The organism is Sphingomonas aquatilis, from assembly GCF_014196115.1.
In the GTDB taxonomy this organism is placed as follows: domain Bacteria; phylum Pseudomonadota; class Alphaproteobacteria; order Sphingomonadales; family Sphingomonadaceae; genus Sphingomonas; species Sphingomonas aquatilis.
Genome location: NZ_JACIDB010000002.1, coordinates 266,971 through 277,609 on the forward strand (window position 1 = coordinate 266,971; position 10,639 = coordinate 277,609).

A 10,639-nucleotide genomic window follows, 5' to 3' on the forward strand; every position below is an offset into this window, starting at 1 on the left:
ATCGTCCGGGGGACGATCCGACCCATTACTCCGGCGAAGCGGGTGGTGGAGGGGGGCGTTTCCACATGCGGCGCGTTCGCCGTATCCTCCCCCTCCGTCACCGCCTTTGGCGGCGCCACCTCCCCCTGGCGGGGGAGGAATGGGATTTTACGCCGCGCGCGCGGTGCGCCACGCCTCGGCGATTTCCGACAGACTGCTCGCCGCATCGCGGAACGGTGCCGAATCGGTGCCGACCGAAGCATCGACCACCGTCCGGCGGATACCGGCGTAGAGCCGCGCCAGCGTGTTCGACACCTCGCCGCCGCGTTCGAAATCGAGGCCCGATTCCAGCGCGAACAGGATCGCGGTCGCGCGCGTCACGCGCTCGCTCTTGGTGCGCAGCTGGTTGTTGTCCATCGCCCAGGCCGCTGCGCGCAGCGCCGAGATGAGCTCTTCGTAGAGCAGTTGGACGAGGCCCGGCCCCTGCGCCTCGGCCGTGCGGCCGACGACGTCGATCTGGCGATAGGTGGCATAGGGGTCGCCCGAAAGTGCGGTCGCGTAAGCCATCAATTGCTCTTGTTCCAAGCCTTGATCTGGTTGTCGAGGAAGGTCTGCGTCGACTTGTACGCGCTGACCTTGCTGTTCATCGACGAGAATTGCTGCGTCAGCCGCTTGTTCATCGCATCCGACAACAGCGAGACCTGATCCTGTTGTTTCGCCAGATCGCTCTTTGCCTGCGTATAGCGGGTCGCCGATGCGCCGAGGCCGTAAATGCTGCTCGACGTGGTCAGCGAGATGCTCGACAGCGTGCTGGAGAGGCCGAGCGCATTGCTCGACGTGCTGGCGAACATCGCCTCGACCTGGTCGGGATTGGCGGCGAGCACGCGGTTGAGCGTCGTCGTATCGACCTTCAGCGTGCCGTCGCGATTGGTCGCGACGCCCAGCTGCGCCAGCGTCGTCGGTGCGCCGCTCCCGTCATCCGACACCAGCCCCTTGGTCGTCAGGGCCTGGAGCGAGCGCATCAGCGTCGCAGCGGCGGTATCGCCCTTCAGGTCGCCGTTCGTCGGGTCGATCTCGCCCTTCACGCTGGCGAACACCTGGTTGTAGGTATCGACGAAATCGCCGACCGCTTGCGCCAGCGCGCTGGTCGGCCGCACGCTGGTGAGCGACACCGCGCTGGTCGTCACCGCATTGAGCTGCAACGTCACGCCCGACACCAGGTCGCTGACCGTGTTGGATGCGCGCTGCACCTGCACGCCATCGACGGTCAGCCTCGCATTCGCCGCGGTGCCGGTCAGCGTGCCGGTGTTCTTGCCGATGTTGAACTGGTTGAGCTTGCTGTCCGCATCGTCCGCCTTCAGCGTGAAGGCCTGCGCGGCGCCGGTCGCGCCCTTCAGCGACAGCACCGACTTGCCGTCGACATCGGTGATGACGGTCGCGGTGACGCCCGCCTTCGCGCCGTTGATCGCGCTGGCGATGCCGTCGAGGCTGCCGTTGGTGACGTCGATCGACACGGTCGGGGCGCTGCCCGCGGTGAAGTCGGTCATCTGCGTGCCGTCGCTGCTGTACGTCGCTGTTCCGAACGTCAGCGTCATCTTGCCGGTCGCGATCGTCGCGGTGCGATCGTCGATCTTCGCCGAGCGCGATCCTTGCGCGGTCGCGAGCGCCTGGATCGAGACGCTGGACGACAGCTGGCCCACCTTGGCGCCCGCAATCGCGGTCGCACCAAGCGCGCTGGTGTTCGAGCTGACGGGCTGCGTCTGCAACGTGCCGCCGGAGCTCAGACTGGCGAGCGCGGTCGAGAAGTTGGAGATCGTGTTGCGCAGCGTGCTGGTTGCCGAGATTTGCGCGGTCAGCGTGTCGTTCTTGGCGGTCAGCGCGGCGGTCTTGGCGGCGAACTGCGCCTGCACCAGCGCCGGGACCAGCGTCGCGATGTCGATGCCCGAGCCTGCGTTGAGCGAGGTCAGCAGGCTCTGCGCCGCATTCTTGGTCAGGCTCGTCGTCGACGCGGGCGCCGGGGTGGGCGTCGGTGTCGGCGTCGATGTGCTGCTGCCTACGGTGCTGGCCACTGGTCTACTCCACGCGCTTCATCAGGATTAACGGCCGCCGCCGTGCAAAGGTTAAGGGGTTTTCGCCGAAATCTTGATGCCGTGTTCGTCGAACCGCGCGCTCTCGGGCACCTCCACCGGCGGCTGCGCGGTGCCGCCCGCCGCGGCGTTCAGGTTGAAGACGAAGGCGAGCACGGTGGCGATCGCGACGTACAGATCGTCGCGGACCTCCTGGTTCTCACGCGTGGTGTAATAGATGGCGCGGGCGAGCATCGGATATTCCAGGATCGGCACGCGCGCCTCGCCCGCCACTTCGCGGATCGCCAGCGCGGTCGCGCCGCGGCCCTTGGCGACCACCACCGGCACCTGGTCGCGCCCACGGTCGTACCGCAACGCCACCGCGAAGTGCGTCGGGTTGGTGAGCACGACATGCGCCTCCGCCACCGCCTTGCGCACGCCGCCCTTCGCCATCGCGCGCTGCACGCTGCGCTGGTGGCCCTTGGCCTCGGGCGAGCCTTCGGTTTCCTTATGCTCGTCGCGGACCTCCTGCTTGGTCATCTTCAGCTTGGAGAGCAGCTGGATGATCTGGATCGGCACGTCGAACAGCGCGATCGCGACGAGGCCGGCGGCCATGGCGATCATGATGCCGGTGAACGTGCCGCCCAGCGCCCCTACGGCCTCGCCCAGGCTGGACGACGACAGGCCCAGCGTCGTGCGGCTCGACTTCCACAGCATATAGCCGCCGATCACTGCGAGCAGTACGACCTTCAGCAGCGACTTGCCGAGTTCGATCCACCCCTGCGGCCCCAGGATGCGCTTCAGGCCCGACGCCGGGTTGATGCGCTCGCCCTTGAACGCGATCAGCTTGTTGTTCCACGTCAGCGAACCGAGGCCGGCCGAGCTGATGATCGTCGCGATCACGCTGACCGCGAACAACGTGATGAGCGAAGGCAGCAGCTTCCACCCCGCCTGTTGCAGCGGCCGCCACGGCGAGAAATCCTCGACGTCGGTGCGGTCGAACTGGAAACTTGCGGTCATCACCGCCTTGCAGGCGGCGATCAGCGACGGTCCGGCGAAGATCAGCCACGCGACGCCCGCCATGACGACGAGGGCGGTCGCGAAATCCTTGGACTTGAGGATATTGCCGTCTTCTGCGGCCTTTTCCTTGCGCCTTTGGGTTGGCGCTTCCGTCTTGTCGCCGCCTCCCGACATCAGCCGTTCACCAGCGTATCGGTGGCGGCGAGGCCTTCGCGGATGATGACCAGCATGTAATCGCCCATCGCCGGGAAGGCGACGGCGAGCGCGACGACGCCGACCGCAAGGCTGGCGGGCAGGCCGACCGAGAACAGGTTGAGCGAGGGCGCGGCGCGGCTGACCATGCCGACGACGAGGTTGAGGCAGAGCAGCAGGAAGCCGACCGGCAGCGCCAGAAGCAGCCCGGCGAGGAAGGCGTAGCCGCCGAAGAAGGCGATGTCCTTCAGCCGATCGGTCGAGATCCAGCTGCCCGGCGGCATCGTCTCATAGCTCTTCACCAGCAGCTGCACGAGCACGAGGTGCCCGTCGACCGACAGGAACAGCAGCGTCAGCATGATCGTGAAGAACTGGCCGAGCGCCGGCGACGAGCGGCCGTTCTGCGGGTCGATCGACGAGGCGAAGCCGATACCCATCGACCCACCGATGATTTCGGAGGCGACCATCGGCGCGGCAAAGGCGATCTGCAGGATGAACCCGATCGCGGCGCCGACCAAGGCTTCGGAGAAAACGGACAGGAAGGTCGCGACCGCGAACACCTGTGCGGGCGGTGCGACGGGATGGACGGCGAGCACGAAGATGCCGACCGCGCCGGTCAGCCCGACACGCACCGGCAGCGGGATCGCCACCGCGCCGAACACCGGCGCCAGGATAAACGCCGCCCCGACGCGCACCATCACGAAGATGAGCGCCCACAGCTGGGGTTCGATGGCGAGGCCGAATCCTAACATCTCAATCCCTCTCCCTGTGGGAGAGGGAGGGAGCGGCGGAGCCGCGGAAGGGTGAGGGTGAGAGGCGCGCGACGCCCTCACCCTTCCCACCCGGCTGCGCCGGGCGGGCCCCTTCCCTCTCCCGATGGGAGAGGGAGATCATTACTTCACCAAATCCGGGATGCGCTCGAACATGCCGACGGTGAAGTCGCTCAGCAGCCCCAGGATCAGGCTGCCGAAGATCATGATCGAAAACGCGACGACCAGCAGCTTGGGCACGAAGCTCAGCGTCTGTTCGTTGATCGACGTCGCGGCCTGGATCATGCCGAGGATCAGGCCGGCGAGCAGCGCAGGGATCAGGATCGGCGCGCTGGCGAGGGCGAGCACCCACATCGTCTGGTTGGCGACGGTGAGGAAGTAATCGGCGTCCATCGTCTCGTATCCTGTGGCGGTGGCCAAGCCCGCACCGTTCGGCCTGAGCCTGTCGAAGGCCCTGTGTCTCACCGTGCTTCGACAGGCTCAGCACGAACGGAAGTACGCGGTCAGGTCGCGAAGCTGTTGGCGAGGCTGCCCATCGTCAGCGCCCAGCCATCGACCAGCACGAACAAGAGCAGTTTGAACGGCAGCGAGATGATCGTCGGCGACAGCATCGCCATGCCGAGCGCCATCAGCACCGTCGCGACGACCAGGTCGATGACGATGAAGGGCAGGAACATCAGGAAACCGATCTGGAACGCGGTCTTCAGCTCCGACGTGACGAACGCGGGCAGCAGGACCGCGAAGGGAATGTCCTTCGGGCTGGCATAGGGGCCCGACTTCGCCATGTCGGCGAACATCGTGACGTCCTTGATCCGCGTCTGCTTGACCATGAAGGCGTGCAGCGGCGCGCCGGCGCGCTCGATCATCTGCGTGCCGGCGAGCTGGCCGGCGGCATAGGGCTGGATCGCGTCGCGGTTCATCTGGCTGATCGTCGGTGCCATCACGAACAGCGACAGGAACAGCGCGAGGCCGATCAGCACCTGGTTCGGCGGCGTCTGTTGCAGGCCGAGCGCCTGACGCAGCACCGCGAGCACGATGACGATCCGGGTAAAGCTGGTCATCATCAGCAGGATGCCCGGCAGGATCGTCAGCAGGCCCATGATGATGAGGACCTGGAGCGACAGCGACAGCGGCGCCGACTGCGTGCCCCCCGATGCCGCACCCGAACTCAGCTGGCCGAGCGCGCGGTCCACCGCATCGCCGACGCCCGGCGCGGGCGCCGCGGCGGGGGCGGCCGGTGCGGCCTGGGCGAAGGCCGGCACCGCGATCAGCAGCGCGAGCGCGATCGCCAGGATCGCCCAGATCCACTTGTGCGCGCTGCGTCCGCCGGCATCGGCGTCGCGGCGGCGCGAGGTCTTGAACAGCGCCGGGCCATGGCCCAGCCGGGTCACCGTCGGGCTCACTGGTCCACCTTGTCGATCAGGTTGACGCCGCCACGGCCGACCGAGACGAGCAGCCGCTTGCCTTCGAAATCGAGCACGGCCAGGCGCAGGCCTGGCGAGATCATCATCGTTTCCTTGACCGCGATCAGCCGGTTGGTCGGCTTGCCGGGCATCCGCGTCTCGATCCGGCGCCACAGGTACAGGCAGCCGATCATAAGGCCGCACACCAGCGGCAGCAGGACGACGAGCTTCAGGATATAGGACCACATCATGGCGTCGTGTCCTCAGGCGCGCTTGTCGGGCGAGACCAGCTCGGTCATGCGCACGCCGAAGCGGTCGCCCACCGTCACCACTTCGCCGCGGCCGATCAGCGTGCCGTTGACGAACACGTCGAGCAGTTCGTTCGCCTGGCGGTCCAGCTCGATGACGCTCGATTCGCCCAGCGCGAGCAACTCGCGCAGCGTCAGCTGGGTCGATCCGATCTCGACGGTCAGCTTGACGTCGACATCCTGGAGCAGGCGGAAATTGGCGGCGACGCCACCCTCCACCGGAAAGCTGCCGGTCATGTCGTTCATGCGTCGAATCCTTCGTCGTCGATACGGTCGAGATGGGTGAGGCGGACGGCCGCATGGCCGTTCGAGGTGCCGACGGTCCCCATGCCCAGCCGGCCGCTGCCGACCATGACGGGCACTTCGGGGCCGAAGCTGATCGGGATGACGTCGCCGGGCTTCAGGTCCATCAGCAGCGACAGCGGCACGACGGGTTCGGCGAGGACCGAGCGGATCGGGAAGCGCACGCCGAGCGCCGCGCGCGTCAGCGAATTGCGCCACACCGGATTGGCGTCGGCCTTTTCCAGCACCTTGCCGGTCAGCGTCGGGGCATGCGGCTTCAGCGTCGTGACCGGATACAGCAGGTCGATGAACACCGGCTTCGCATCGCCCGCGGCGATGCCGAAACGGGTGACGATCATCGCATCCTCGCCGTCGATCGCCAGCATTGCGGCGTTGATCTCGACGCGGGTCGGCGTGAAGTCGATCTGCGCGAGCGGCTCCCAGGCGCTGCGCAGCGGCGCGGCGATCCACTGGCCCAGCCGCGTCACCATCGCCTCGCCCGCGGGCGAGAATTCCGCCGGCATCACCGCAGGCGCGGTGCCGGTGCCGCCGAAGAACAGATCGAGCAGTTCCAGCACGAACACGCCGTCCAGCACGCACAGGCCGTTCGTCGCATTGGGCGCCATCGTCATCGGCAGCCAGGCGGTCAGCCCCTCGGGCCGTTCCGACCGATAATCCGCGAAGCGCTGCACGACCAAAGGCTCGGCCCAAGTGCGCACCTCGCGCCGCAGCACCGGCTCGAACACGCCGCGCAAGGTGCGGGCATAGCGGGCCGACAGATGCTGCAACGTGTGCAGGTCGCCGAACGGGTTGAGCTTCGCCGCCCCCAGCACCGACGCATGCGCGGCGGTGGCGCGATCGCGCGTCCGTCGTTCGGTGGTTGCTGCGGCGTTAACCATGCCTCACTGAACAACGAAATTGGTAAAGTAGACGTTACTAACGCCGCCGAATCCCTCTTTTTGTGTCAGCGTATCGTTAATTGCCTTCGCCAGGCGCTTCTGCAGCTGCTCCTTGCCCTCACTGCTGAACACCTGATCCTCGGGCGTGTCGCCCAGCGTCAGCAGCACCGCCGACCGCACGGCGATGTCGTTGGTCTTCAGATTCTCGATGACCGTGTCGTCATAGGGCGTCGAGATGGCGAGGCCGATCTGCACGACATGGACGGAATTCTGCAGGTTCGAGGTGAAGCTCGGCTCCATCGTGTAGTAATTGGAGGCATAGCGATCGCCCGGCCCGCCCGACGGCACGTGCTTGCCGCCGCCGCTGTCGTGGCTGCCGCCCGATTCGCCGCCGCCGCCATGGCCGCCCTCACCGCCTTCGCCTTCCGCCTTGGGGCGCTTCTGTTCGGATTTGGGGACCAGCTTGGGGCCATGGTCTTCCTCGGCCGCGGCATGGCCGCCGCCGATCAGGCCGCTGCTCGCGGCGAAGACGCCGGCACCGACGCCGCCGCCGACCAGCACCAGCAACACGACCACCATGACGATGATCTTCATCTTGCCGCCGCCCTTCTTCTTGGGTTCGGCCTCTTCGGGTTTGTCGCTCATCGCTCGGGTTCCTTAACGACTGGAATCAGGCGAGACGGCCGTCGTCGGCGGCGTCCTGCTCAGGGTTGGTGGTGCGCGCAGCCCGGTCGGGCTGGCGCGCGGTGGAGGTTTGCTGGCGGGGCTGCTGCTGGCCGCCTTGGGGCTGGCCCGATTGGGCTTGGCTTGCGGTCTGCTGCTGGTTGCCGGTGTTGCTTTGGGTCGACGGCGACTGGTTCTGGTTCTGGCTCTGCCCCTGCGACGACGACTGCGACGACGTGCCCGCCTGCTGCTGGCTGGCGGCGGCGGTGGCGGCCTCGACCGTCGTCTGGCCGATGCGGATCCCGCGGTCCTCGGCGATCGCGGACAGGCGGGCGCTGGCGCCCTCGATCAGCGCGCGCGTTTCGGCATTGTCGGAGGCGAAGCGGACGTGCAGCGCGCCGCCGATCGTCTTTACCGACACGTCGAGCGCGCCGAGCGCATCGGGGACCAGCCGGATGCGCGTGTCCTGCGCATTGGCGGCGTCGCGCAGCCGCTCGATCCGGTCGATCATCGTCGCCGGCCAGTCGTTCTGGCGCATGTCGAGCGGCGCCTGCGTCGGCGTGGCGGCGGTGCTGCGGACCTCGACGGCCTGCGCGGCGACCGGCGTCGGGGCGACCGGCTGCGCCTCGCGCTCCTCGCCCGCACTCGCGGCATGGATCGCTGCGCCGAACACCTCCGCCGCCGACGCGGTCGTCCCGGCCACCGGTTGCAGCCGCGGCAGCGCCTGCGCGCTGAGCGCGACCGTCTGGCGCGGCGTACCGGCGACTTCGCGGGCGAATGTCTGGCGGGCGGGCGTGGGCTGTGCAGCGGGGGCAGGCTCGGCCGGTGCGTCGGCGACGACTGCGGCACCGGCGACGGGCACCGGCGCCGCCGCGGCGATCACCGGCGCGGGTGCGGCGACCTGTGACGGGGCAGGGGCGGGGGCCGTCTCGCTGCGCGGCGGCGTTGCGGCGGTAGGGGGCGATGCCGTGACGGGCGCCGCGGCCGGCTGCTGCACGGAGCCAAGCTGGTGCACGGGGCCTGATGGCTGCACGGGGGACGTCACGACGTCAGGCGCAGAGGTCGACGCGACGGCCACGTCAGCGGACGGGGCCTGACGCCCGCGGCCGGGGGCGGAGGGGCGGGGGCCAGTGGCGACGGGCGCCTGAGCTGTCGTGGCGGGCGCTGTAGCTACCGGCGTCAGTGCCGCTAGGGAGGGAGCCTGCGTGGTCGGCGGGGCGGCGGGCGTCGCGGCCGTCTGCCCGACCGGCACGGTCAGCGTCTGAGTCGGCGTGGCGACCGCGGCGGTGTCCGGCTGCACGGGCGTGTCGCGGCTCAGCGCCGGCTGGTCATAGGCGGTGGTGGTCGCCGTATCCCGGTGCGGCATCGGGCTCGACGTCGCCGTGCGGTCCTGCACGACACTATCATGCTGCGCCGGCTGCGCGATGGCGGCATCCGGCGTCGCGGCGGGCGAGGGTGTCGCCACCATCGTATGCGCGTCGACGGCCGGACGCGTGGCCTGCCTGGCGCGCGGCGACGCCAAGGGCGCGGGCGCCGTCTCAGGCTGCCGCGCCTCTGGCTGCTTGGTCTCCGGCTCCGGCGTTTCGGGCTGGGGCGCCACAGCGACGGGCGTCGCTGCGGCCGGCGTCGTATCGACGACCGGCGCGACGTTGGCGGGCACGACGGTAGATCCGTCGGTCTGTGCCGCCGCGTCATCCGCCTCCTGCTCGGTCGAATCGGTGTCAGCGGACGCCTTGGTGCCGGATGATGTGTTCGCGGCTGCCAAGGGGCGGGCGGGCGCCTCCGCCATAGCCGCCTTGGCCTCGGCCGGCCGCCCGACAAGTTTCGCCTTGGCACCCGCGGCGGTCTGCGGGAGGGGCGTAGGGGTAGGCTGGGCCGGCTGCGGAACGGGCGCCGCGGCGACCGGGGCGTCCGCCGCGCCGAGGTCGACCATCGGCGCCTCCACCGGTGCCGGCTGCGGCAGGCGAATCGTCGGAGCCCCGGGCGTCGTCGCAACAGGTGCGGGCGCGTTCTCGTTCGGCGCGGCGGGAAGGGCCGGGGTCAGATCGGGCGACAGCACCACGGACGGATCGACGGGAGCCGGCGTGTGCGCGACAGGCTGCGTCGTCGCGACGGGATCCACATCGGGCATCCGCGCTGCAGCGACCGTAAGCGGCACGATTGGCACAGGCGTGGTCGTGGTCTCGGCGGCGTGCGTAGCGAGCACCGGCGCGTCCGACGGCGCGGCGACGGGGTTCGGTGCATCGGCCGCGGCCCGTCCGGTATCAGCGGCATTCGGGGCGGCATTCGGAGTCGCAACGGCGGCGGTCGGCGCAACCACCGTCTCGACCGACACCGCACCGGCCGATGCCGCCGCCGCGACAGGCGCCGGAACGACTAGTGCCGCCGCGACACCGACGTCGACGGGGGTGGTGACCGGCTCCGTCATTGTCGCTGCTGCAGGTGCGGCAACCGGCGCGGGCAAGGTGCTCGCCATCGCCTTCACCGACGTACCGCTGCTCAGCGTCTGCGCCTTGGTCGCAGGGGTAGCAGGAGCCACAGGGGTAGCAGGAGCCACAGGGGTAGCAGGAGCCACAGGGGTAGCAAGGATCGCCGGCATGGCCGTCGCCATCGCAGCAGGCTTCGCAGCCACCGGCGCGGCCGGCTTGGCGGCCAGCGCCGCGGGAATCTCGAGCGGTGCGGGCACCGCGATGTTGACCGCGGGCAGCCACGCCAGCGCGGGATCGACCTCGGGCGTCGCAGGGGCCGTCGCAGGCGTCACCGCCGCCGCCACGGCCGGCAGCGGGATGCCAGGAGCGGCAACCGTTTGCCGCCCGGCCGAGGTGCTTGCCGCCGCGCCGGCTGGCGTAGCGGCTGCCGTCTTGGTCGCAAGGATAGGCAAGACTGCCGCGGCACCCCCCGGTGCCACGGCAGCCTCGTCCTCACCACCGCCGATCTTAAGCATCGACAACGCAAACAGATCACCGCCCGCCGACGACGCGCCCTTGCCCGGATGGCCGGGGGTGGGAGAGGCGACGGTAAGAGCAGTGTCGATCATGGTCATCATCTCATCGGACA

At 69.1% G+C, this 10,639-nt stretch carries 11 protein-coding genes; all 11 read right to left on the reverse strand.

Features of this window, described 5'->3' with window-relative positions; translation table 11 throughout:
- Nucleotides 1–147 precede the first annotated feature (147 nt).
- Nucleotides 148–546, reverse strand: coding sequence for a flagellar export chaperone FliS (gene fliS / locus GGR47_RS07245; RefSeq protein ID WP_063686580.1), 399 nt, complete (start codon nt 544–546; stop codon nt 148–150).
- Complete coding sequence (gene fliD / locus GGR47_RS07250; protein WP_063686578.1) at nt 546–2,048, reverse strand: flagellar filament capping protein FliD; 1,503 nt, start codon at nt 2,046–2,048, stop codon at nt 546–548. The genes fliS and fliD overlap by 1 nt, the downstream gene beginning before the upstream one ends.
- A gap of 51 nt (nt 2,049–2,099) precedes the next feature.
- Nucleotides 2,100–3,239 (reverse strand): flagellar type III secretion system protein FlhB, encoded by a 1,140-nt coding sequence (flhB, locus tag GGR47_RS07255; RefSeq protein ID WP_017980134.1) that lies wholly within the window; start codon nt 3,237–3,239, stop codon nt 2,100–2,102.
- Complete coding sequence (gene fliR, locus GGR47_RS07260; RefSeq protein ID WP_147036297.1) at nt 3,239–4,009, reverse strand: flagellar biosynthetic protein FliR; 771 nt, start codon at nt 4,007–4,009, stop codon at nt 3,239–3,241. The genes flhB and fliR overlap by 1 nt, the downstream gene beginning before the upstream one ends.
- A gap of 141 nt (nt 4,010–4,150) precedes the next feature.
- Complete coding sequence (gene fliQ / locus GGR47_RS07265) at nt 4,151–4,420, reverse strand: flagellar biosynthesis protein FliQ (protein ID WP_017980132.1); 270 nt, start codon at nt 4,418–4,420, stop codon at nt 4,151–4,153.
- Between the two features lie 110 nt (nt 4,421–4,530).
- Nucleotides 4,531–5,430: a flagellar type III secretion system pore protein FliP gene (gene fliP, locus GGR47_RS07270; protein ID WP_183949486.1), complete on the reverse strand. Its 900-nt coding sequence runs from the start codon at nt 5,428–5,430 to the stop codon at nt 4,531–4,533.
- On the reverse strand, nt 5,427–5,681 hold the full coding sequence (locus GGR47_RS07275; RefSeq protein WP_017980130.1) for a flagellar biosynthetic protein FliO: 255 nt from the start codon (nt 5,679–5,681) through the stop codon (nt 5,427–5,429). The genes fliP and GGR47_RS07275 overlap by 4 nt, the downstream gene beginning before the upstream one ends.
- 12 nt (nt 5,682–5,693) lie before the next feature.
- On the reverse strand, nt 5,694–5,984 hold the full coding sequence (gene fliN, locus GGR47_RS07280) for a flagellar motor switch protein FliN (RefSeq protein WP_017980129.1): 291 nt from the start codon (nt 5,982–5,984) through the stop codon (nt 5,694–5,696).
- A complete protein-coding gene (locus GGR47_RS07285; RefSeq protein ID WP_043060868.1) occupies nt 5,981–6,919 on the reverse strand; it encodes a flagellar motor switch protein FliM in 939 nt (312 codons plus the stop codon). The genes fliN and GGR47_RS07285 overlap by 4 nt, the downstream gene beginning before the upstream one ends.
- 3 nt (nt 6,920–6,922) lie before the next feature.
- The gene (locus tag GGR47_RS07290; RefSeq protein ID WP_017980127.1) at nt 6,923–7,564 is read right to left on the reverse strand and encodes a flagellar basal body-associated FliL family protein; all 642 of its coding nucleotides are present in this window, start codon (nt 7,562–7,564) and stop codon (nt 6,923–6,925) included.
- 25 nt (nt 7,565–7,589) lie between these two features.
- Nucleotides 7,590–10,619, reverse strand: a complete 3,030-nt coding sequence (locus GGR47_RS07295) for a flagellar hook-length control protein FliK (RefSeq protein WP_183949487.1) — start codon at nt 10,617–10,619, stop codon at nt 7,590–7,592.
- Nucleotides 10,620–10,639 lie beyond the last annotated feature (20 nt).

Coding starts and splice junctions, on each gene's coding strand:
- GGR47_RS07295 (WP_183949487.1), bottom strand. CDS start 10,619: ATGATCGACACTGCTCTTACCGTCGCCTCTCCCACCCCCGGCCATCCG.
- fliR (WP_147036297.1), bottom strand. CDS start 4,009: ATGTTAGGATTCGGCCTCGCCATCGAACCCCAGCTGTGGGCGCTCATC.
- GGR47_RS07275 (WP_017980130.1), bottom strand. CDS start 5,681: ATGATGTGGTCCTATATCCTGAAGCTCGTCGTCCTGCTGCCGCTGGTG.
- GGR47_RS07290 (WP_017980127.1), bottom strand. CDS start 7,564: ATGAGCGACAAACCCGAAGAGGCCGAACCCAAGAAGAAGGGCGGCGGC.
- fliN (WP_017980129.1), bottom strand. CDS start 5,984: ATGAACGACATGACCGGCAGCTTTCCGGTGGAGGGTGGCGTCGCCGCC.
- fliS (WP_063686580.1), bottom strand. CDS start 546: ATGGCTTACGCGACCGCACTTTCGGGCGACCCCTATGCCACCTATCGC.
- fliQ (WP_017980132.1), bottom strand. CDS start 4,420: ATGGACGCCGATTACTTCCTCACCGTCGCCAACCAGACGATGTGGGTG.
- GGR47_RS07285 (WP_043060868.1), bottom strand. CDS start 6,919: ATGGTTAACGCCGCAGCAACCACCGAACGACGGACGCGCGATCGCGCC.
- flhB (WP_017980134.1), bottom strand. CDS start 3,239: ATGTCGGGAGGCGGCGACAAGACGGAAGCGCCAACCCAAAGGCGCAAG.